Source organism: Enterococcus sp. AMC1251 (assembly GCF_058216535.1).
In genome coordinates this window covers 1,886,379-1,910,640 of sequence record NZ_CM177098.1, presented here as the reverse complement: position 1 = coordinate 1,910,640, position 24,262 = coordinate 1,886,379, and the positions used below count along the sequence as shown (strand labels likewise).

Genomic DNA, 24,262 nt, shown 5'->3' with positions numbered 1-24,262 from the left:
CTCATTAACTTCTACCTAAATTTGAAAGTTTGGGAAATAAGCTTCTATACTTAGTAGGTTTGTTACCGTAAAGGAACAGTCTGTCTTTCAATCAATCGAACACTCATTTCTTGTTCTGGAATAGTCTCTTGATTGAGCTGATTATGAATATAAATGAATGAATTTTCTGCTTGTAATTTGATTGAATAATCTACAGTTGTAATGTGCATTAACCGACTGATTTCACTATTGTCGAATCCGATAACCGCTACATCTTCTGGAACAGAGTAACCTAACATTTGAAGTTCAGAGATAAAACCTGCAGCAACTGAATCAGTATAAAACGCCATGGCATCGGTTTTATTTGCCATTTGATCCCATAAATGTGCTATGTGACGACCATTGTCCATTCTGTTTTTATCATGAAACAACCATTCATCTTTGATTAAAATATTTTTTTCTGTGTGAAAATCATCAATTGCTCTTAAACGCGCTTTTGTATTCAGATTTTCAGAATGGCCTAAAACATGACCGATTGAACGATACCCACGTTGGTAAAGATAATTCAACGATCGTAAATAACCTGAATAATGATCGATATATGAAGAATAAATCCGATCAGAATCAATACGATGCCAAGTAGCGATTGGACCATAAACACTATAGGGCACAATCGTTTCCCATTTATTGGCTCTGGTTAAAATAAACACACCATCTAGCTGCTTATATTTCATCTGGTTTAAGGCATCAATTTCCTTTTTCTTATCACCATCAGTAAAATAGAGTGTTACATAATAATTATAGGATTTCGCAATAGAAATAAAACTTTCAAGAAAAATACCTAAAGGATCAATAAAACCATGTGCAAGAAAACCAATCGTTTTAGTCTCGCCGCTCTGAAGGTTTCGAGCAATTAAATTAGGAGAGTAGGCTAAAGCGTCCATTGCTTCCAAAACTTTTTTTCGACTCTCCTGACTAACATAACCATTTCCAGAAATAACTCTAGAAACCGTAGATTTTGAGACTTGAGCTTTTTTTGCTACATCAATAATCGTTGTCATTAGAATACCTCACTTATTTTGAATAAAAGAATAATTTCACTATAAAAATACTCATGACGAAAAACTTCTTTGTTCTGTTCACTTTTAATTAGTATAACATAAATTAATTTAAAAAAGAGCTTGACATGGGAACATTCCCACATATTATGATAGGAATGTAAACGATGTCAGAATATATTCTGAACAAAAAATCAGGAGGGAAATATATGACAAGAGAAGCATTGAAAATCGCAACAATTGGTGGAGGATCGAGCTATACACCAGAATTGATCGAAGGATATATTAAAAGAAAAGATGAACTTCCAATCAAAGAAATTTGGTTAGTAGATATTGAAGAAGGAAAAGAAAAATTAGAAACAGTGGGAGCTATGGCTAAACGTATGGTCAAAGCAGCTGGATTAGATTGGGAAGTTCATTTAACACTGGATCGTCGTGCAGCCTTAAAAGATGCTGACTTTGTATCAACACAATTCCGTGTAGGACTACTTGACGCACGTATCAAAGATGAGAGAATTCCTTTATCACATGGTGTCTTAGGACAAGAAACAAATGGAGCAGGCGGTATGTTTAAAGCATTCCGTACCATTCCTGTAATTCTTGGAATCATTGAAGATATGAAAGAATTATGCCCTGATGCGTGGCTTGTTAACTTTACTAATCCTGCGGGAATGGTAACAGAAGCTGCTATCAAACATGGCGGATGGAAGAAAACAGCAGGTCTGTGTAATGTGCCAATCGGTCACAGAAAACAAGCTGCTGAAAAACTAGGTATTCCTGAAGATGATTTATTCTTCAAATTTGCTGGGATCAATCACTTCCACTGGCACCGAGTATGGGATAAACAAGGAAATGAACGAACACAAGAATTGATTAATTTGATTTATGGACCTCAAGAAGATTCTGAAAGTCACTTGAAAAACATTCATAATGCGCCATTTCATTATGAGCAAATCAAAGATTTAGGTATGCTACCTTGTGGCTACCATCGTTATTATTATATTGAAGATGAAATGTTGAAACACTCAATCGAAGAATTCGAAAAAGGTGAAACAAGAGCACAAGTGGTAAAAGAAACAGAAGCACGTTTATTTGAACTTTATAAAGATCCAAACTTAGACTACAAACCAAAAGAACTAGAACAACGTGGCGGCACACACTATAGTGATGCAGCTTGTGAGTTGATTGCGTCGATCTATAATGATAAGCGCACGGATATGGTTGTATCGACTGAAAATAATGGAACAATCACTGATTTACCGTATGATTGTGTTGTAGAAGTGTCTGGTCCAGTTACTGCCCATGGACATGAGCCCTACAATTGGGGCGCTTTCCCGCCAGCAGCACGTGGGATTATCCAAGTAATGAAAGGCATGGAAGAAACAGTTATTCGTGCGGCTATTGACGGAGATTACGGAGCAGCTTTACATGCATTTACGATTAATCCATTAGTTCCAGGTGGTGCAATGGCGAAAACATTGCTAGATGAGTTGTTAATTGCGCACAAAGATCATCTACCAAACTTTTCTGAAGCGATTACTAAGATTGAAGTAGAACAACCCGATACAGTAGCATATGTGACTGAATTAATGAAAAGTAATTAAACAGTTAAAAAGCCTGATTTTGTCAATAAGTGGCAAAAATCAGGCTTTTATCTGCAGTCAGATAAAAAATTATATAGTTTTAGTTGTTGTAGCAGTTTTAAAAAACGATCGTATTGGATGAAGTGTTTCCACATTAAATTGATAAGAACGATAACGAAACAACTGATTTAGCACAGCGAATGCTGTAATTTCAGTAATTATAAAAATCTTTAAGGAATCAATAGAAAGGCTAACCAAAGATATTGCCAAAAATAAGATAATGAATAGTGCAAATAATTGCTGAATATGATGTGTATTTGTAATCGTTATTTCTTTCGTTTCAGATGTAACGTTGATTTTTTTCGAGAATCGAAAGATCCCTTCCCTAAATTCAAGTGTATCACCAATTGTGACTTCTAGTTCCGTTGTAATATTATTAAATAATTTTCCTTGATACGTTTTATTTTTATATACAGAAAAGTGACGAACACAGCCCCATGTAGTTTGTCGTTTTAGATTGATTTTCATTACAACCACCTCCTACAACCATTCTCACATGAATTAAGAAAAAAAGAATCAAACAAAAGCCTGATTTAATTCGTTTGTTTTATCCTGCTAAGGTCGTAGTAAAAACTAGTTCTATTCATGGTCTATAGGTGGTAAATACGTATACTCTGCACTACTAGCAGCGTGTGTTCCGGCTACATGACCAGTGACAAATGCGGCAGTAACATTATATCCCCCTGTATAGCCATTAATATCAAGTAATTCGCCTGCGAAAAATAAACCGTTAACCAATTTACTTTCCATTGTTTTCGGCTGGATTTCTTTTAATGAAATACCTCCACCAGTTACAAAAGACTTTTCAATCGGCAATGTTTTATCTGCTGTAATTATAAAAGACTTTAAGTGATGGACAAGCTGATCGATCTGTTGGTCTAAAATTTGTTTAGATTGGTAATCTAAAAGATTATTTTTGGTTAAGACAAAATCAAGTAAACGTTCTGGAACGAGATTTTTTAAAGCATTTTTCAAAGATTTATCTGGTTGCTCTAAACGTTTTCTTTTTATATCATTACTCAGTTCAACTATTGTTTTTTGAGGAAAAATATCTAATTTTAAGGTAACAGTTTTTTGATCATTTTTAACTAATTCTTGATTTATAAAACTTGAACATCTTAAAGCAGCTGGACCTGAGAGACCGAAGTGTGTAAACAAAAGATCCATTTGATGTTCTACTATTATTTTCCCTTTATGATTTAAAACAGAAAGGGAAACGTCCTGTAGTGAAAGACCCTGTAATGTTTTTTCTTTAATAAAAGCGTCATTTGAAATGATCGGAGATTCTGTTGCATACAAAGGACTAATCGTGTGCCCTAATCTTTTAGCTAATTTATATCCGTCCCCCGTTGAGCCAGTAGAAGGATAGGTCCGACCACCAGTTGTTAAAATAACACAAGGAGCATAAATTTTTTGGTGTTCTAATGCAATACCAATGACTTGATCTTCTTTACGCAAGATTTTTTCGACTTTTGTCTCTGTATAGATTGTTACCCCGAGTTTTTCTAATTGGTTAAATAAAGTTTCAACAATTGTTTTTGAACGATCAGTAACAGGGAACATTCGACCATGGTCTTCTTCTTTTAGATGGGTACCGTTAGCTTCAAAGAACGCCATGATATCGTAATTGTTAAACTGTGAAAAGGCACTGTATAAAAACTTTCCATTTCCTGGGATATGTGCAATAATTTCATCTGCTGGACGATTGTTCGTGACATTGCAGCGACCGCCACCAGTTAATAGAAGCTTTTTACCTACTCGTTTATTTTTTTCTATTAATAAAGTATTACTGCCAGATTTAGCTGCAGCGATAGCAGCCATCATGCCACTAGTACCTGCTCCAACAACGATAACGTCAAATGATTTCATAAGTTTTCCTCCAATTCAATGGTAGTTTAACACAATTTTCAAAACTTTTTCTACTTTTTTTTGCAATTCACGCTAAAAAAAAGTGGAAATTTTCTGATTTTAGGTTAAAATAGGATTATAACGATGAGAGGGTGATTAAATGGAAGCAAAACAGTACGTGGAAGAAATTCAAAAGAAGATTCATGAAAACGATCGAGGGCAAGTGGAATACTTGCAGGCAGTTGACGAATTTTTACCGACGGTTGAGGTATTTTTGAAAGAAAACCCGGCATTCATTAAAGCCAATATTTTAGGGGTTTTGATTGAGCCAGAGAGAATTTTACAATTTAGAGTTCCTTGGCAAGATGATCAAGGGAATTGGCAAGTTAATCGTGGATACCGTGTACAGTACAATTCTGCGATTGGTCCTTACAAAGGCGGCTTACGTTTTCATCCTAGCGTGAATTTAAGTGTGATGAAATTTTTAGCATTTGAACAAATCTTCAAAAACAGCTTGACTGGACTGCCGATTGGCGGTGGTAAAGGCGGTAGTGACTTTGATCCAAAAGGAAAATCTGATGCTGAAGTCATGCGTTTTTGTCAAAGTTTTATGACAGAACTACAAAAACATATTGGACCAAGCACGGATGTACCGGCTGGAGATATTGGTGTGGGTGCAAGAGAAATTGGTTACTTATTTGGTATGTATAAGCGTTTGAGAAACTACGATGCAGGTGTTCTAACAGGGAAACCACTAGGATACTGGGGGAGTGAAGCGAGAACAGAAGCTACAGGATATGGCTGTGTTTATTTCGTTAAACATCTATTGAATGATTCAAATGATTCATTTAAAGGAAAGAAAGTTGTTGTTTCAGGTAGTGGAAATGTATCGATCTACGCTATGGAAAAAGCGAAAGAATTGGGTGCGACAGTTCTTACTTGTTCTGATTCAAATGGATTTATTTATGATCCAAATGGCATTGATGTTGAATTAGTTAAAGAATTAAAAGAAAAAAATCGTGAACGTATTTCTAAATATATCGAAACACACAAAGATGCGACATATTATGATGATCAATCTGTTTGGGATTTTGAAGTTGCTTACGATATCGCGTTACCTTGTGCTACTCAAAATGAAATCAACGAAAAGCAAGCTGGAATTTTAGTTAAAAATGGTGGGAAAGTCGTGGCTGAAGGTGCCAATATGCCTTGTACATTAGAAGCTGTAGCAGTATTTGAAAAAGCAGATATATTCTATTGTCCTGGTAAAGCAGCAAATGCTGGTGGTGTTGCTGTTTCTGCATTAGAAATGAGCCAAAATTCAGAGCGATTATCTTGGTCATTTGAAAAAGTGGACGGTATGCTGGATGATATTATGAAAACTATTTATGAAACATGCCGAGATACAGCAAATAAATATGATGCAGCAAATAATTTTGTTTTAGGAGCAAATGTTGCGGGCTTTGAAAAAGTGGCACGAGCTATGTTAAGTCAAGGTCTAGTTTAGTAAAAAAGGAAAGTATCTAATCATTTGATATGCTAGTTTTCAAAAATGAAGAATTATCGTGCTGGAATTTGTCATGGTTATTCTTCATTTTTTTTGAGAAATTTTCTGAAAATATAAAAAGCTTACTTAATTTTAGGTAAGATCCTCTATTTTAATTAATTAAAATAAAATTGGTACACTCAGCCATAATTTGCTTGAAAAAAGCGTCAAAAGAACGTAAAGTAGATATTGTACTAAGTTTAATTTCAAGGAGGAGACGGAATGTCGCACATTCAATTTGATTATTCCAATTTGACACCATTTGTTGCAGATCATGAATTGGAATACATGCAGACCCAAGTATCTGCAGTAGACAAAGCATTAAGAGAAGGAACAGGAGCTGGTAGTGATTTTACTGGTTGGATCGATCTGCCAGAAAATTATGATAAAGATGAATTTGCTCGTATCAAAAAAGCAGCTGAAAAGATCCAATCAGATTCAGAAGTTTTAGTTGTAATTGGTATTGGTGGTTCTTACTTAGGTGCAAGAGCAGCCATTGAATTTTTACATCATTCATTCAATAATTTATTACCAGCTGATGAAAGAAAAGCACCTCAAGTGTTCTTTGCTGGAAATAGTATCAGTTCGACGTATTTGGCTGATTTGATCAATGTTATTGGAGATCGTGACTTCTCAGTGAATGTGATTTCTAAATCTGGTACAACGACAGAACCTGCAATCGCATTTAGAGTATTCAAAGAACTATTAATCAAAAAATATGGAAAAGAAGAAGCAAACAAACGCATCTACGCAACAACTGACCGTGCAAGAGGTGCTGTTAAAGTAGAAGCAGATGCGCAAGGGTGGGAAACCTTTGTGATTCCTGATGATGTTGGTGGACGTTTCACTGTATTAACGCCAGTTGGTTTATTACCGATCGCGGTTAGCGGTGGTGATATTGATGCATTGATGACTGGTGCCAATGATGCACGTAAAGAATATGCATCGACAACTGATTTAAGCAAGAATCAAGCATATCAATATGCTGCATTAAGAAATATCTTATATCGTAAAGGAAAAACAACAGAAATGTTAATCAACTATGAGCCAGGGATGCATTATTTCTCTGAATGGTGGAAACAACTTTTCGGTGAGTCAGAAGGAAAAGATCAAAAAGGTATTTTCCCAGCAGCAGCAGATTTCTCTACAGATCTGCACTCAATGGGACAATATGTTCAAGATGGTATGCGCAACTTATTTGAAACGGTCGTTAAAGTTGATACACCGCGTCATGCTGTGTCTATTCCTGAGCTTACAGAAGATTTAGATGGACTAGGCTATTTACAAGGAAAAGACATTGATTTTGTAAATACAAAAGCCTTTGAAGGAACATTGCTTGCTCATACAGATGGTGGCGTACCAAATATGATCGTAAAAATCCCTACAATGGATGCTTATTCATTAGGCTATATTATGTATTTCTTTGAAATCGCAGTTGGAATTTCAGGCTATTTAAATGGTGTAAACCCATTTGATCAAGAAGGTGTAGAAGCTTACAAGAAAAATATGTTTGCACTACTTGGCAAACCAGGATTTGAAGATTTAGCGAAAGAGTTAAACGCACGTTTGAAGTAAGCTAAGTAAATAGAGCATACTGCCGTTAATTGGAGAAAGATCCTTTTAACGGTATTGTTGTATTCCAAGATAGAAGATGATTTCTTTTCATAGTTTCGTACTAATCGATCTCAATCTCTAACCAATGGTTAACTTCTTAGCCATGACTACAAAAAATTTGTAGAGTTGTAGTGATTAAGCAGAAGTAGCAAAATGATTTTGGGTTTTAGAGAAGCTTTAAGATAGTCATGTTAATGATTGATTTTATACTATAAAAATAGCGCAAAACTACATCGCGTTTTGCACTATTTTTAGTTATTTGAATTCATCATCTTTAGGATAAGGAAGAACATGTAATGAATAATCATCTTCAATAGTTTCTTCAGATTTTGTTTCCTGATAGTAATGATTCTCAGTATAAGATTCCTGTTTAAAATTATCATGAAGATTCGAATCAATTTGATTGAAATCGTTTGATAGATGCAATGAAGCAGCATTGTTTTGAGCTATCTTTTCTTTAGCGGCTTCTTCAGCTTGATGGATGTTATCTTGATGTGTTTTTTTATGTCCACCTGTAAAAGTTAAATAAATTATCAACATAATCATAATAATTGTTAATATAATTAAAGCAATATACATGCCAAATGAGATAAACATGATGGAGATCCTCCTTTATCAATGTTGTTCTTTTTTAGTTTATCAAAAGTTACCTCTACAGTCATCTATTTTTATTATATATTAGGAATTAAGTTTGATTTTTATTAAAATGAATTAGCTTAAAGGGAATTAGGAAAAAGTTTAAACTCATTATACGCAATGAATGACTCAAAAGAAGTGAGCGATTTAAGTTATGAATTAAAAATGATTTGAGATAAGAAGTTCTCCTTGTTTGCGAAAACAATCATTAGTACTGGTGCTTTTAATAAATTATTCTTTTACAATAAATCATTAAAAGCTAATTGAAACAGCTAAATTTGTTTATTTTTTGAAATTTTTTATTTTGTTTTTTTGTTTGAATTGTACTATACAAAGCTTACGATCCTAAAACTATTCGTAGTGAAACAGGTTCAACCGCCACATTTTCTATAATTCTTGTTGTCATTTTTAAAGGATCACCAGCAGTAAATCCGTTTCAGGTATCAATTTAGCGGTTTGAGCACTGCTATGATGAGCCATCAAGTCCCGAACATTATTATCTTCTTAACTATTTTCGACGTTAATAGTCGCTTCGTTAATTCTAAGTAAAAGTCGCTACCGACCCCAGTAATCAGCTAACTTTGTTGTGAGGCAGGTTAACTCTTGAAGTGAGTGCTAGATCAATAAGAAAGTTTGTAAGAGAGGATAAATTTGTTTTATAATGAAAATGAAATCGACTTGTTACGTAATGTGTAGAGGAGGAATAAGGCATGAATATAAAGAAAGTAAGTGAATTAAGTGGTGTTTCTGCAGATACGATCAGATATTATGAACGGATTGGTTTGATTCCACCCGTGAAACGTAATAATAATGGGATCCGTAATTTTGATGAAGAAGATCTACGTTGGATTATTTTTAGTAGACAAATGAGAAATGCAGGTTTATCTATTGAATCGTTAGTAGAATATTTAACCTTATTCCAAATAGGAAATAAAACAGTGCCTGCTCGCAAAGAAATCATTGCAGATCAAATAGTTGAGCTGAAAGAAAAGGCCACTGAATTAAATACTGCTATCGAACGGTTAGAATTTAAATTAGCTAATTATGATGAGCATATGATTCCTGCTGAAAATGCGTTAAGAGATTTTAATATGAATAGATAATAAGGAACAAGACACTTCTAAATTATGTCTTTCTTCTAATTTTTTAGAGGAAATCTAAATTTAGAAGTTTTTTTTATTTATTTTAATAAATCACTTGACTTGGAGTGAACTTTAAGAGTTAGACTGTTATTGTTAGTAAAAAAACGGTCAATTATTTGATAACATATTTGCATTATCTAACTTCATGAGTTATCTAGTGCGTTTTGCTTCGAACCCAATAATTCCAAATAGCTAAGCACTTAGGATTGAAGATCTCGATTGAATGAGCGAAATATGCCAAGAAACATAACGAAGCTGATGGTTGAGGTTGATTGCTTCTACGATTACTCGTTTTCTCGATGTGGGCTTCAACGGGTGCAGTTGAAAAAATATATTCACAACAATCAACCTGTTGGCAATGAAAAGCTACAATTGATCGAGACGAGCAGTTTTTTACGGTTATTTATTGGTATCCAAGAACATTGACCGTATTAATTTGTATCAACGAAGTCTTACCAGAAGAAAATTAAAAATATGGAAATTAGAGGAGAAAATTAAAATGAACTATGTGAAATTTGGCAATACAGGAATGGAAGTTTCAAGAATTTGTTTAGGCGCAATGGGCTTTGGGGATCCTAATAGCGGATTCCATGAATGGGTCTTAGAAGAGGAAGAAAGCAAAAAAGTAATCAAAAAAGCGTTAGATTTAGGAATTAATTTCTTTGACACAGCGAATGTCTATTCATATGGAGCTAGTGAACGAATTCTTGGAAAAGCGCTGAATGAATATGCAAATCGTGATGAAATTGTTGTTGCGACCAAATTGTTTACTACAATGAAAAAGGATGTTCCCAACAGTGGTGGACTTTCAAGAAAAGAAATTTTTCATCAAATTGACGCTAGTTTAGAACGGTTAGGGATGGATTATGTTGATTTATACATTATTCATCGTTGGGATTACAATACCCCAATTGAAGAAACGATGGAAGCACTGCACGACGTTGTGAAATCTGGAAAAGCCCGTTATATTGGCGCTTCCGCTATGTTTGCTTGGCAGTTTGCTAAAGCGCAAGCAGTAGCTGAAAAGAATGGCTGGACGAAATTCGTTTCTATGCAAGATCATTTGAATTTGTTATACCGTGAAGAAGAAAGAGAAATGTTGCCTTTGTGTGAGGATCAAAAAATTGCGGTGACACCATACAGTCCATTAGCGTCAGGTCGCTTAACACGTGATTGGAGTGCACAAACCAAACGTTTCGAAACAGACAAAATGGCGCAATCAAAATATGATAAAACGGCTGATCAAGATCGTATCATCGTTGAAAGAGTGGCTGAAATTGCTGGAAAACGTGGAGTGGAACGTGTACAAGTAGCGCTTGCTTGGTTACTTCAAAAAGGACCAGTTGTAGCACCAATTATTGGTGCTACAAAAGAAAGTCATTTGACGAATGCGATTCCAGCCTTGGATTTGATTTTGACTGAAGAAGAAATAAAGTATTTAGAAGAACCGTATGTTCCACATGTCATTGTTGGTCATCAATAAACGTCCAGTTAAAAACAGTTCTTTTAGAAATTCATTTTGTTTTATTGTAAAATAAGCTGTGCGCTTAAAAAGGAGAACCATTATGGAATTAAGAGAACTACGTTACTTTTGGACTGTTGCTGAAGAAAGAAATTTTTCAAAAGCAGCAAAAGTTCTACACATTACACAGCCGACATTAAGCCGACAAATTAAAGAATTTGAGGAAAAACTAGGTACACCGCTTTTTATTCGAGAGAATAGGCAACTGACTTTAACAGAAGAAGGGTATTTTTTAAAAGAACGAGCAGCTGAAATTTTAACGTTAGCCGAGCAAACAGAACGTGAATTTGAAGAGCAAAACAAGGGAGTTTTAAGTGGACATTTTTCAATTGGTTGTGTTGAAGCTGATAATTCAGATACGATGGCCATGATGATAGAAGAATTGGTGAGTGATTATCCTCAAGTCACCTTTAATATTGTCTCTGGTACTAGCGATGATATTAGCGATAAATTGGAGAAGGGGATTTTGGATCTAGCTATTTTATTAGAACCTGTTGCTACGCCTAACTTTGAAAAAATTATTTTACCGAGAGAAGAAAAATGGGGCTTGCTAGTTTCTAAGGATTCTTTTCTTGCGCAAAAAACAGCCATTCAACCTGATGATTTAGAAGGGATGCCACTATTAAGCTCAAATCGATCAGAAGTTCAATCGATGCTTGAAAGTTGGCTAGAGAAACCGTTGAATACTTTAAACGTGGTCGGCACTTTTAATTTGATTTTTAATGTTTTTTCTTTAGTTGAAAATCACGTGGGTGCTGCTTTAACAATTGAAGGGGCGACAACCAATGGTCAGCATGATGAACTGTCATTTGTCCCGTTGAATCCTGAGGTTAAAACAAATTGTGTTCTTGTTTGGAAGAAAAATCGGATTCAAACGTCAGCTGTAAAAGAATTTATCCGAAGGTTTAGTGATGCTTTTAAGGCATAGTAGTTGAGTGATTTAGGTATTAGACGTATAGATGAACAGGTTATATCATTTACTTGTAGGTAGATGGTACAGCTTGTTTTTTTGAATAAGTAAAAGATAATTGAAGGTGATCAGAGAATGCGAGCGGTTATTTTAATCGATTTTTTGAAAATTTGAACGAAAATCGTTACGCAAAAAAATTGGCTGAGATATTCAATGTTAAAACGTTTGAAATTATTCCAGAAATAGCTTAGCCAAAAGAATATCAAAAAATAGTTACCCAAGCAGGATAGGAAAAAAATAAAAAATAAGTGTACAAAATGTCAAACGCTTTATCTAAGATATCAAATTGGTGGAAAAGAGTATCAGCGATCAGTAGAAATTATGTCCTGATTCAACCATTCATATCGGGTTACCTATTCGTGGTTCCAAAAAAAATAAATCGGAGGAATAAAAAATGGCAAAATTTGAAGAAGTAAAAAATGGTGTGATTTTTCCTGTAGGAGAAAAGAATGAGACCTATTCACAATACTTTATCGGTCAAAGCTATTTAAAAAATTTAATTGCCGATCCCAAAATCAACATAAGTGTGGGAAATGTTACGTTTGAACCTGGTTGCCGCAATAATTGGCATATTCACCATGAGGGATTTCAACTGTTATTAGTAACTGGTGGCGAAGGATGGTATCAAGAAGAGGGCAAGCCTGCTCAATTTTTAACTGCTGGAGATGTGATTGTTACTCATGATGGTGTGAAACATTGGCATGGTGCGACAAAAGATAGCTGGTTTGAGCATTTAGCCATTACAGCTGGCACACCAGAATGGTTAGAACCAGTTTCAGATGAATTATACAATCAATTATAAAAATGAATAAAAGATGGGAGTCCTACCTAATGAAAAAACAAACAGCAGGAAGAGATCAATTAGGTGCATTTGCACCAAAATTTGCAGAATTAAATGATGATGTATTATTTGGTGAAGTTTGGTCGCGAGAAGAGCAACTTTCACCACGTGACCGTAGTTTGATTACTTGTTCAAGCTTATTAACACAAGGCGTACCGCAATTAGAAACCCATATGAAAATCGCCAAACAAAATGGTATAACGAAAGAAGAAATGGTGGACATGATCACTCATTTAGCATTTTACGCAGGATGGCCAAAAGCGTGGTCAGCTTTTACTCTAGCAAAAGAAATCTTTGGCGAATAAAAAAATAATAACAGTCTTTTGCGTATCTTAAAAAGGAGACAACGCAGTGAATAAAATAACGAAAATCTCACTACTATCTGTGTCATTACTTGTGGTTTCAGGCGGAGCAATTGCGGCGAACATTCCAGCGATTATGGCAACTTATCCAAATATCAGCCCAACCCTGATCGAATTGATTACGACAATTCCTTCTCTATTTATCATCTTAACAGTGCCGTTTAGCCATATCTTTGCTAGACGGTTTGGATACAAATTTACTGTCCAATTGGGGATTGGAACTGTATTAGGTGCAGGGATTATGCCAGTGTTTCTAGAGTCCTTTTGTCTTCTTTTTTTTAGTAGAGTATTATTTGGCATAGGAATTGGATTACTTAATCCCTTGCTCTTTTCTATAGCAGGGAAATTGTATTACGGGAAAGAACTTTCATCTGTAATTGGCTTTCAAAGTGCATTTGAAGGAATTGGCGGGATGATCATTACATTTACAGTAGGTCAATTACTGGTAATGAATTGGCGTAGTTCATTTTTGGCGTATCTATTCGCCTTACCAGTTTTACTTCTGTTTATAATGTTTGTTCCAGACGTCTCTCTTAAGGAGGGCTATAAAGAAAAATCTGAGAATCAAAAAGTCAAACCTTCAATATATGGCTACATTGTTTTATTGATAATAGTTGTAACAATTTACATGTCCGTTGCCGTGAAAATCACCTCTTTACTTCTTGAAAAAGGTTTTGGAAATGCAACAGATGGCAGTAATTTAATGGCATTGGTTGGATTAGGCGCAATGACTGCGGGGGTGTTGTTTGGGTCAATCGTTACAATAACTAAGAAATGGACAATACCGATTTCTTTTGCTATTTTAGGTATGTCGATGTTCATAATCGCTTGTGCACAAAATTTAGTGTCAATGTCATTCGCTGTCATTTTGTGTGGTTTTTCCTTTCGGACATTTATTCCGTATTTATTTAATAAGGTAAATCAAGAGACGAAAGAAAATTCAGAAAAAAAAACCTCTTTACTGTTAATAGGTTTTAATATTGGCGCAGCTCTTGCGCCCATTTCAATTTCTATCATAGCAAACATACTCCCGTCGAAAGAAATTACTGATATTTTTATTGCAGAGGGAATTAGTATGATTTTGTTGTCTTTGGCTACTTTGATTAGTATCCTAAAGAAAAAGTAACGAAACTACCAACAATCTTTACCGTAGTCAAGCGTGGTTATACGGAAGAGTGATGATGGAGAAAGTTTATTAAATGACTATTAGACCAACTACGGTCTTATTTGCGATTTCCGAGCCTGATCCAGAAGGTAATACCGAAATGATAATACTATAGATAAAACAAAATTAAGTAGAGTGTATGCTAAATTTTCATTAATTTTAATAGAGATACGAAGAATAATTAGGCTAAAGCAAGATAAAATGATAAAGTGATAACAGAAAGATCAAACGCAATTTTTGATCTTTTTGGTGTATTGTAAGAAACGATTGTTTCTGTACTAATTTTATTTGTCAAGAAAGTTGGTAGAAATGGAAAAACGAGCGGTATTGATTATTCATGGATTTGGCGGCGATGAGAAAGAAATTCTTTATTTACACGAATACTTAAAACAAAGTAATCTTGCATCATTTTGGATTCAATTAACAGGACATGATGGAAATAAACAACATTTTTCAAGAGCAACATCGGACCAATGGATAATGGATGTTAAACGAAAACTAGATGAACTTGAAGAATATTACACACATATTACATGCATAGGTTTTTCAATGGGAGGTTTATTGACGATTCAAGTATCTGAGAGAGAATCAGTGGATCAACTGATTTTATGTAGTACGCCGATCTATCTTTATAACGCTAATGTGATTATGCAAGACATCGCAAAAGGTGTATTCCTAAAAAATCAAGAAAAATTAGATTATTATTTTAGTTCCGCCAAATCAGTGTCTATTCATTCGTGCTATCAATTTTTGTTATTGCTTCAACAAACAAAGAAAAAAATGAAAAAAGAGAGTCAATCAAAAACAAAGAAAAAAATGCTCATTCTACAAAATCGACAGGATGAAACGACACACTATAAAAGTGCGTATTATCTTGCGAAAGTCAGTAATGCTCACGTTTTTTTGAAAATCTATGAAAATGGCAGACATCAGTTGTTTTTAGGAGAAAATAAAAATCTTGCAGTAGAAGATATAAAGAAATTTATTCTTCACGAACAATGTTAATCTCAGATAGAGCGTGGGACAAAACGAAAGATCAGTTTTGTTTCGCGCTCTAAATCCGAATAAACGGCGAGAAAAAAGCAGCTACTACGCTTCGCTCGGAGCTAAACGCTTTTGTCTCGGCCTCTTTTTCTATTTATTTTTTGAGTAAATTTTAGTATATTTTTTAGCTGTAGAATAAGGTTTTGGTGAAACGTTTCTACCCCGTCTGCATGAAAATAGGTGTTTATTTTTAAAACAACAGAAAGAAAACGCTTGCTTTTATTTTATTCAAGGAATATAATCGTTTTTGTAGAAACGTTTCACTAAATATTATTGAGGAGTGGAAGTATGAAATCATGGAAAAAACTTTTCCTATTAGGAACAACGTTATTTGCAACAGTAGGTGTCATAGCAGCATGTTCTTCGGGAAGTAAAGAAAGCGCTTTAGGCGAACTGACATTTTGGTATATGGGTGATGGGGATCAAGGAATCAAACCAATTGTTGATGAATTTACGAAGGAATCGGGAATCAAAGTCAAAATCCAAAGTATTCCATGGTCTACCTCACGAGATAAATTACTAACGGCAGTGGCTTCTAAAGAAGGTCCAGATGTTGTTCAAATGGGAACGACTTATATGAGTGAATTTGTTGATGCGGGTGCGTTATTAGATATAACGGATGATGTGAAGAAAAGTGAGGACATGAAATCAGGTAATTTCTTCGACGGATCTGTCGCAACCACTCAATTTGATGGACAAACCTATGCAGTACCTTGGTATACAGAAACCCGTGCGCTTTATTATAGAAAAGATTTATTGGAAAGTATAGGCTACAAAGAAGCGCCTAAAACATGGGATGAATTAGCAGATGCAGCAAAAAAACTAGCAGCTCGTGGTGATAATAAATATGGTTTTGGTGTTGAGCTAAAAGAGCCTACATTTGGCTTCATGTTCGCTCGTCAAAATGGTTCTACATTATTTGACAACGACAATAAGCCGTTATTTAATCAACCTAAAATGGTAGATGCCTTAAAATTTTTAGATAAGTTAGTCCAAGATGAGTCAGCACCTAAAACAGACTTAGGGTTAGAGATCGGCCAAAGCTTTGGTGGACAAGGCGTTGTACCGATGTTTATCAGTGGTCCATGGATGATCAATAGTATTAAAGATTCCGCTCCTGATATCGATGGAAAATGGGGTGTGGCTGAATTACCGAAAGGATCCGTGGACAATATGTCTGTGACAGGAGGAGCTAATTTAGCTGTTTTTAGTAGTTCTAAGAAAAAAGAGGATGGGATGAAATTGATTGAATATCTTTCAAAACCTGAAAATCAAACGAAATTTTTTGAAAGTACGAATTCTCTTCCAACGAATAAAGAATCGTGGAATTCTGATGTGTTTAAAAAGGATCCACTCATTTCAGTATTTGGAACACAACTGAATGAATCACAGCCGATGCCATTATTAAAACAATGGGATGAAATCTCTCAAAACTTTATGAAACAATGGGAACAAGTTGTTGTAAGTGGAAAAAATCTTCAAGAGGCAATGAATGAACTTAACGAGCAAACGGAAAGCTTGATTAAATAATCATAAGGAGAACAGGAACAAAAGCCTAGAATATGTTATCAATCACTTATCTAGTGAATGTAGATGCAAGCTTGTCTTTTGTTCCTTTTATTGATTTAGTAAGGAGGAACGAAACCATGAAAAAATCAAAATCACCTTATTTTTTTATTGCTCCAGCTATTGCATTGTTACTTGTTTTTTCAATCATACCGATTTTTATTGCTGTAACAATCAGTTTTACAGATATGAGTTTAGCTGGCTTAGCAGATTTTTCTAGAATTAATTTTGTTGGCTTGGATAATTATTTAAACATCTTTAATGATAAAGTTTTTGGACAAGCGATGTTTAATACTGTTTATTATGTTGTCATCGGTGTGCCACTTGTCATTGTTTCTTCATTAGCTTTAGCTATTATGATTAACTTTGGAGAGAATAAATTTTTTTCTTTTATGCGTTTAGTATTTTATAGTCCTTCGATCACAAATACAGTGGCGGTATCAGTCGTATGGATGTATTTATATAATCCAACGATCGGCTTATTAAACCATTTATTATCTTTTCTAAATGTTGGCCCTATTATGTGGCTGACAGATCCAAGTACATCAAAAATTTCATTAATTATCATCGCAGTATGGAAAGCAATTGGCTTGAACATGTTGATTTTTTTAGCGGCGATTCAAGGGATTCCAAAAGAATATTATGAAGCAGCAGAAATCGATGGCGCAAATAAATGGCAGCAAATTTTAAAAATCACGATCCCATTACTCAAATTTTCAATTTTCTTCGTAACTGTAACGACCTTAATCGGCTGGTTCCAATTCTTCGATGAACCATTCGTTATGACTAAAGGTGGTCCACTAGACAGTACGTTATCTGTTGCGTTATTTATTTATCAAAGAGGTTTCCAATACAATAAATTTGGGTATGCGGCGGCAGGATCTGTGATCTTATTTATTGCAATTATTATCGTGACAAGTATCCAAATGAAAATCCAAGCAAAACAAAAAGAAAATGAAGGATAAAAGGAGAGGACGATATGAATTCACATAAAAATGCGCAAATGAGTTTTAAGCTTTTTATCGGTATCCTGTTAGGCGTTCTGGGCATTATGACCTTTTTCCCATTTCTTTGGATGATTTTTTCTTCATTTAAAACTAATGCGGAAATCAATCAGATTGTGCCCAGCTTATTCCCGAAAGATGCAACATTCGACAATTTTAAAGAGCTTTTTTTTAGATTGAATTTTGGCACCTATCTTAAAAATACGCTGATTATTACAGCTTGTTCTTTTGTCGGCTTGTTGTTAAACGCTATGGCTGGTTATGGGTTTGCTAAGTTTGATTTCAAAGGAAAGAATGGACTTTTTCTAATGGTATTAGCCACAATGATGATCCCTGGACAAGTAACAATGATCCCCGTGTATCTATTGTTGAATTCAGTTGGTTTAACGAATACATTAATTGGAATCGTCTTACCAGGGCTAGCGGGTGCATTTGGAATCTTTCTATTCCGGCAATTTATGAATACTATTTCAAATGAAATGCTTGAAGCAGCAAGGCTTGATGGAGCTAGCGAGTGGTATATTTTTTTCAAAATAATTTTACCAGTTAGTCGTCCAATTTTAGCAGTTCAAGGGATTTTGACTTTTATCGGCGGCTGGAATTCCTTCTTATGGCCATTGATCATCGCAAATGATGAAAAATATTATACATTATCAGTTGGCCTGCAACTATTACAAGGACAACATGGTTCCAATTATGCCCTACAAATGGCGGGAGCGACGTTTATGGTTATTCCAATTTTGATCGTGTTCTCGATCTTCCAAAAATACATTTTACAAGGATTTAACGTTTCTGGATTAAAATGAAACTTAAATATCAAAAAGAAAAGGTGACGATAAAGATGGAACAAAGACAATTAATAGATTTATTGGAGCAAATGACTTTAGATGAAAAAGTGGGACAATTAATGCAATTAGCTGCTGAATTTTATTCTGAAAAGGCCGAAGAAAAAACTGGACCTATGACAGACCTCGGTTTGACGCAAAAAAATATTAATAATGCCGGAACAATACTGGGTATTTCAGGTGCTCAAGAGGCCATCCGTGTACAAACAGCATATATGGAAAATAATCGATTAGGAATACCAACGATTTTAATGGCAGATATCATTCATGGGTTTCGGACAATTTTCCCGATTCCACTTGGTTTGGGTAGTTCATGGGATATTGAAGCAGCTAAAAAGGTCGCCGAAGTTTCAGCAAAAGAAGCAGCAGTATCTGGTTTACACGTAACCTTCTCACCGATGGTCGATTTGGTTCGTGATCCGCGTTGGGGTCGTGTGATGGAATCAACTGGGGAAGATCCCTTTTTAAATAGTCGCTTTGCGGAAGCCTTCGTTAAAGGCTACCAAGGGGAGGATTTGAAAAATGACTTCTTCCGTATAGCGGCTTGTGTCAAACATTTTGCGGCATATGGTGCAGCGATCGGTGGTCGCGATTATAACACGGTCAATATGTCTGAAAGACAATTACGAGATACGTATCTACCTGGGTACAAAGCAGCGCTTGATGCAGGGGCAAAATTAGTGATGACTTCTTTTAACACAGTAGATGGTGTTCCAGCAACAGGAAATAAATGGTTATTTAGAGATGTATTGAGAAAAGAGTTTGGCTTTGATGGTGTTGTTATTTCAGACTGGGGAGCGATCATTGAGCTGATTGCTCATGGTGTAGCGGCAGATAAAAAACAAGCGGCTGAACTTGCAATCAAAGCAGGCGTAGATATTGAAATGATGACGACCTGTTATACCGAAAATCTAAAAGAACTGATTGAAGAAAATATCGTTTCTGAATCAACAGTAGATGAAGCCGTTCTGCGGATTCTTACACTAAAAAATGACTTAGATTTATTTGAACATCCTCATAGAGGTGCTAATGTGACGTTAGAAAAAGAAGTTGTTTTATCAAAAGAGCATCGTGCTATTGCGAAAGATAGTGCGAGAAAATCAATTGTCTTATTAAAAAATGAGAATATTTTACCCTTATCGAAGCAAGAGAAAGTTGCTATTGTGGGACCTGCTGCTAATTCTCATGATGTAATCGGCGTTTGGTCTTGGCAGGGTAAAAAAGACGAAGCGATTTCTTTAGCGCAAGGAGTAGATCAACTTGGCGCAGAGTATGTGATTGGAAAAGAAGCATTTGACTATTTTAGACCAAGTCAAGCTGCGATCAATGAAGCTGTTGCTTTAGCCAATGAAGCGGATAGCGTTGTCTTAGCCCTTGGCGAAGAAGATTGGATGAGTGGTGAGGCATCAAGCCGGAGTGATATTCGCCTGCCACAAGCGCAACTTGACTTATTCAAGGCTGTTCAAGCTGTGAATGACAATATCATTGTTACGTTGTACAATGGTCGTCCATTAGATCTTCAAGGAATCGATTCAGCAAAAGCAATCGTTGAGGCTTGGTTTCCAGGGACGGAAGGTGGCGCAGCGTTAGCTGATATTTTATACGGAGAGTATAATCCAAGTGCTCGTTTGAGTATGTCATTCCCAGAAACAGTAGGACAAGTACCTGTTTATTATAATTACGATAATACAGGTCGACCGTATAAACCAGGCGATGAAAAATATGTAAGTAAATATTTAGATGTTTCAAATTTTGCAAAATATCCTTTTGGTTTTGGTTTAAGCTATAGCGAATTTGTTTATACTGATTTTAACTTAAGCTCGAATGAAATGAGATCAGATGAAATAATTATGGTTTCTATTACTGTAGAAAACCAATCAGATATTTCGGGTCAAGAAACGGTTCAATTATATATTAGAGATCAAATTGGTGAAGTGGTTCGTCCGATGAAAGAATTAAAGGGCTTTGAAAAACTAACGTTACAAGCACATGAGAAAAAATCTGTTCAATTTATGATTACTGAAGAACTTTTGCGTTATGTCCATAGTGACCAAACTTTTACTAGTGACGCTGGAATTTTTGAGGTAATGATTGGATCAAATAGCAGGGATGTCGTAACAAAAACAGTCAAATTATTGAAATAGATAGGAAGATTGAGATGATGCATCAAAAACAAACGATTAAAAATGGTGGAACAACCGTCTTGTTTATGGAAACGGGCGACCTTTATGAATTATTCCATGGAACTATCATGATCAACCAACTGAATGGAAATACATTAGATGGAAGTTGCAATCAACTCTATTTAAGAGTTTATGATAAAAATGACATTCAGAGTACACCCATGATTGGGTCTAATTCAGCTAGCAAATTTCAGATTAACAAAGAACAAGCGACTTGGATGGGTAACTTTTTAGGTGTGTCTTACCAAGTTGATTTTAAACTAGCTGAAACAGGTATTTGGTTTTGGCAAGTGACAGTGACAGGCTCTGGACAGAAGGTAGACATCATCTATGGTCAAGACATCGGCAATGCGACAAAAGGTGCCGTTCGATCAAATGAAGCGTACATGTCACAATATGTGGATCATCATATCTCGAAAGAAGATGGAACAATTACTATTTCTTCTCGACAAAATCAACCGCAAGAGGGGAAATTTCCAGTAATCGAGCAAGGTAGTTTGAATCCGTTGGTTGCTTTTTCCACAGATGGCTATCAATTTTTTGGTCGTGAGTATAAAGAAACAAATCAAGCTTACGCTTTGAAGCAAGCATTTTTAGTAAATGAAGTATATCAATACGAGTTTGCCTATACCGCGTTACAGAGTGAATCCTATAATGTAACGGAGCAAGAGACCAAAATCATTTTTTATGGAGCACCAATAGACGATCAAAGAACAGTTATTAAAGCCCCGTTAATATCTAAAGCAGATGTCAAAAAAAGTTATGATACATTAAAATTCGCAGAAATTAACAAACAAGAAACAACCATTACTAAAAAACTAGGTAAACCAATAACAGGTGAAACATTAACCAATAAAGAACGTGAGGAATTATTTCCCAATCAAAATCTAGTCGAAACAATTGATGGTAATGTGGTTTCTTTCTTTACAGACGATTATCAGCATGTGGTTTTAAAAGAAAAGGAAGTTGCTATGGAAAGAGCACATGGACATATTTTATTAAGTGGAACAGAGCTAGATGTAGAGCATCCTTTACTAAGCACAACTGTTTATATGTACGGAATTTTTAACTCTCAAATTGTGTTAGGCAACACATCTATGAATAAATTGATGAGTAACAGCCGCAATTCACTAAACATCATAAAACAATCAGGACAAAGAATTTATATCAAAGAAGCAGAAAATTGGCGTGTATTAACAATGCCCTCTGCATTTGTAATGGGATTGAACTCTGCTACATGGTATTATAAATTAGAGAATGATATACTTACGGTGAGAACGTTTACGTTATGTGATACAAAAGAAATCCGTACAGAAGTGACAAGTCAACGAGGCTTGAACTATACGTTTGCTGTAACCAATCAATTGGTGATGAATGCTGATGAAGAAGAGCCTGCTTATGAAGTGACTAAATTAAACCAATCGGTCACTGTAAGGGCTTTGCCAGAATCAGTGATTCATGAAGAGTACCCGGATTTAACTTATTATTTTTCGCTAAATAAATCGTTTGAACTAACCGATGAACGCTTGTTTATATCGAGCAAATCTGCAGAAGTTTTGACTACTTTTGTGATTGAAGAACAATCGAAATTTTCTATGCACATCCAGGCAAACTTGACGGGCGAACCATTTCAGACGGTAACTACCACATACGAAAAAGAAAATAAGCAATTCTTAGATTTTGTAAATGAGCTACTAAATAATTTCCAGTTAACACATAAAACTGAAGAAGTTGAATCAATAAATGTGTTGTCACGCTGGTATACACACAATATGTTGGTACATTATCTTTCACCACACGGATTAGAACAGTATGGCGGTGCTGCATGGGGAACAAGAGATGTTTCCCAAGGTCCAACAGAATTTTTCTTCGCCGTTAATCGACCAGAAGTTGTCCATTCAATCATTAAAAATGTTTATTCAAATCAATTTGAAGATGATGGCAATTGGCCGCAGTGGTTTATGTTTGATCACTATGAAAAACTAAAAGCCGATGAGAGCCATGGTGATGTGATCGTTTGGCCGATGAAGATTGTGGCTGATTATTTAGCTAAAACAAAAGATTTCAGCATTTTAGACGAAAAAATTTCATATACGGATCGTACAACCTTTTCAAAAACAACTGAGACGTACACCTTGTTTGAACATATGCAAAAAGAAATTCAATTTATTGAAGATAACTTTTTAGAAGGAACGTACTTATCTTGTTATAGCGATGGGGATTGGGATGATACATTACAACCTTATGATACTAAATTGAAAAAATATATGGCAAGTAGCTGGACGGTTGCATTAACGTATCAAACCGTGCATAAATTATCCGTCTTATTAACGGAAGTAGATGTTGCATATGGCGAGCACTTACATGAATTAGCAATCAATATCAAAAAAGATTTTGAACAGTACATTTTATCGACGGACACAATTCCGGGCTTTGTTTATATGGAAGATACGGATCATGTGGAATTTATGATTCATCCAAGGGATAAAAAAACTAGAATTCAATATCGTTTACTGCCAATGACACGCAGTATGATCGCTGAATTATTAACGGCTGAACAAGCGAAGCATCATTATGATATTATTAAAGAACATTTACAATTTCCTGACGGTGTCCGTTTAATGAATCGACCAGCAACTTATCAAGGCGGTGTCAGTACCAACTTTAAACGTGCGGAACAATCAGCTAATTTTGGTCGTGAAATTGGGTTACAGTATGTTCATGCGCACATTCGTTTTACAGAAGCGATGGCTAAACTTGGCAAAACTGATGAAACGTGGCGGGCTATGAATCTTATTAACCCGATTCAAATAAAAGAGCACGTTGACAATGCCGAGTTACGCCAAGCCAATGTTTATTTTAGTAGTTCCGATGGTGATTTTAAAACCAGATACGATGCGCAAGAAAATTTTGACAAACTGAAAGACGGCAGTGTTAAAGTCAAAGGTGGTTGGCGGATTTATTCTAGCGGTCCAGGAATCTACATGAACCAACTATTAACCAATGTTTTAGGTATTCGGGAAGATAAGGAGAATGTGATCGTTGATCCAGTTTTACCGGAAGAATTAGATGGTTTAGCAATGGAGTATCAAATAGCTGGCAAAGACGTGCGAATTATATTTCATTTGGCTGCTCAAAAAGAGGCTGTGATAGCAAATGGAACAGAACTGTCTATAAAAAGAGAAAAAAATCCGTATCGTCAAGGCGGATATATAATTTTTTTAGATGAACTTATAACTTGCTTAAATAAGAAAGAAAACCAATTAGATATTTTTTGTTAGGAGATGAGCGTAC

20 protein-coding genes are annotated in these 24,262 nt (G+C 35.3%); 16 read left to right on the top strand and 4 right to left on the bottom strand.

Annotated elements, in window-relative coordinates; all coding sequences use genetic code 11:
* Positions 1-62: 62 nt before the first annotated feature.
* Entirely contained in the window at positions 63-1,040 is a 978-nt protein-coding gene (locus tag AC4BBR_RS08955; RefSeq protein WP_490459235.1) for a LacI family DNA-binding transcriptional regulator, read from the bottom strand.
* A gap of 206 nt (positions 1,041-1,246) precedes the next feature.
* Between AC4BBR_RS08955 and AC4BBR_RS08950 the strand changes: the two genes are divergently transcribed.
* Complete coding sequence (locus AC4BBR_RS08950) at positions 1,247-2,641, top strand: 6-phospho-beta-glucosidase (protein ID WP_490459234.1); 1,395 nt, start codon at positions 1,247-1,249, stop codon at positions 2,639-2,641.
* Positions 2,642-2,710: 69 nt separating this feature from the next.
* On the opposite strand, the gene AC4BBR_RS08945 is transcribed toward AC4BBR_RS08950, so the two are convergent.
* Both AC4BBR_RS08945 and AC4BBR_RS08940 read right to left on the bottom strand, forming a co-directional pair.
* Positions 2,711-3,148, bottom strand: coding sequence for a hypothetical protein (locus tag AC4BBR_RS08945; RefSeq protein ID WP_490459233.1), 438 nt, complete (start codon positions 3,146-3,148; stop codon positions 2,711-2,713).
* Positions 3,149-3,259: 111 nt separating this feature from the next.
* Positions 3,260-4,549, bottom strand: a complete 1,290-nt coding sequence (locus tag AC4BBR_RS08940; protein WP_490459232.1) for a BaiN/RdsA family NAD(P)/FAD-dependent oxidoreductase — start codon at positions 4,547-4,549, stop codon at positions 3,260-3,262.
* 139 nt (positions 4,550-4,688) lie between these two features.
* On the opposite strand from AC4BBR_RS08940, the gene gdhA reads away from it, so the two are divergent.
* Positions 4,689-6,035: an NADP-specific glutamate dehydrogenase gene (gene gdhA / locus AC4BBR_RS08935; RefSeq protein WP_490459231.1), complete on the top strand. Its 1,347-nt coding sequence runs from the start codon at positions 4,689-4,691 to the stop codon at positions 6,033-6,035.
* A 261-nt stretch (positions 6,036-6,296) separates the two neighbouring features.
* Positions 6,297-7,649: a glucose-6-phosphate isomerase gene (locus tag AC4BBR_RS08930; protein ID WP_490459230.1), complete on the top strand. Its 1,353-nt coding sequence runs from the start codon at positions 6,297-6,299 to the stop codon at positions 7,647-7,649.
* Between the two features lie 294 nt (positions 7,650-7,943).
* Here the strand turns inward: AC4BBR_RS08930 and AC4BBR_RS08925 are convergent, their stop codons facing one another.
* Positions 7,944-8,285, bottom strand: a complete 342-nt coding sequence (locus AC4BBR_RS08925; RefSeq protein ID WP_490459229.1) for a hypothetical protein — start codon at positions 8,283-8,285, stop codon at positions 7,944-7,946.
* 749 nt (positions 8,286-9,034) lie between these two features.
* On the opposite strand from AC4BBR_RS08925, the gene AC4BBR_RS08920 reads away from it, so the two are divergent.
* From AC4BBR_RS08920 to AC4BBR_RS08860, 13 genes are all read left to right on the top strand, one after another.
* Entirely contained in the window at positions 9,035-9,427 is a 393-nt protein-coding gene (locus AC4BBR_RS08920; RefSeq protein WP_490459228.1) for a MerR family transcriptional regulator, read from the top strand.
* 273 nt (positions 9,428-9,700) lie between these two features.
* The gene (locus tag AC4BBR_RS08915; protein ID WP_490459227.1) at positions 9,701-9,892 is read left to right on the top strand and encodes a hypothetical protein; all 192 of its coding nucleotides are present in this window, start codon (positions 9,701-9,703) and stop codon (positions 9,890-9,892) included.
* Between the two features lie 73 nt (positions 9,893-9,965).
* Complete coding sequence (locus AC4BBR_RS08910; RefSeq protein WP_490459226.1) at positions 9,966-10,949, top strand: aldo/keto reductase; 984 nt, start codon at positions 9,966-9,968, stop codon at positions 10,947-10,949.
* A gap of 82 nt (positions 10,950-11,031) precedes the next feature.
* Positions 11,032-11,916, top strand: coding sequence for a LysR family transcriptional regulator (locus tag AC4BBR_RS08905; protein ID WP_490459225.1), 885 nt, complete (start codon positions 11,032-11,034; stop codon positions 11,914-11,916).
* A gap of 436 nt (positions 11,917-12,352) precedes the next feature.
* On the top strand, positions 12,353-12,760 hold the full coding sequence (locus tag AC4BBR_RS08900) for a cupin domain-containing protein (RefSeq protein ID WP_490459224.1): 408 nt from the start codon (positions 12,353-12,355) through the stop codon (positions 12,758-12,760).
* Between the two features lie 29 nt (positions 12,761-12,789).
* Complete coding sequence (locus AC4BBR_RS08895) at positions 12,790-13,104, top strand: carboxymuconolactone decarboxylase family protein (RefSeq protein WP_490459223.1); 315 nt, start codon at positions 12,790-12,792, stop codon at positions 13,102-13,104.
* A 46-nt stretch (positions 13,105-13,150) separates the two neighbouring features.
* On the top strand, positions 13,151-14,287 hold the full coding sequence (locus tag AC4BBR_RS08890) for an MFS transporter (RefSeq protein ID WP_490459222.1): 1,137 nt from the start codon (positions 13,151-13,153) through the stop codon (positions 14,285-14,287).
* A 348-nt stretch (positions 14,288-14,635) separates the two neighbouring features.
* Entirely contained in the window at positions 14,636-15,331 is a 696-nt protein-coding gene (locus tag AC4BBR_RS08885) for an alpha/beta hydrolase (protein ID WP_490459221.1), read from the top strand.
* A 327-nt stretch (positions 15,332-15,658) separates the two neighbouring features.
* Positions 15,659-16,900: a sugar ABC transporter substrate-binding protein gene (locus AC4BBR_RS08880; protein ID WP_490459220.1), complete on the top strand. Its 1,242-nt coding sequence runs from the start codon at positions 15,659-15,661 to the stop codon at positions 16,898-16,900.
* Positions 16,901-17,016: 116 nt separating this feature from the next.
* A complete protein-coding gene (locus AC4BBR_RS08875; RefSeq protein ID WP_490459219.1) occupies positions 17,017-17,901 on the top strand; it encodes a carbohydrate ABC transporter permease in 885 nt (294 codons plus the stop codon).
* 14 nt (positions 17,902-17,915) lie between these two features.
* A complete protein-coding gene (locus AC4BBR_RS08870) occupies positions 17,916-18,746 on the top strand; it encodes a carbohydrate ABC transporter permease (RefSeq protein ID WP_490459218.1) in 831 nt (276 codons plus the stop codon).
* A 35-nt stretch (positions 18,747-18,781) separates the two neighbouring features.
* Complete coding sequence (gene bglX, locus AC4BBR_RS08865) at positions 18,782-20,929, top strand: beta-glucosidase BglX (RefSeq protein WP_490459217.1); 2,148 nt, start codon at positions 18,782-18,784, stop codon at positions 20,927-20,929.
* A gap of 17 nt (positions 20,930-20,946) precedes the next feature.
* On the top strand, positions 20,947-24,249 hold the full coding sequence (locus AC4BBR_RS08860; protein WP_490462095.1) for a GH36-type glycosyl hydrolase domain-containing protein: 3,303 nt from the start codon (positions 20,947-20,949) through the stop codon (positions 24,247-24,249).
* Positions 24,250-24,262 lie beyond the last annotated feature (13 nt).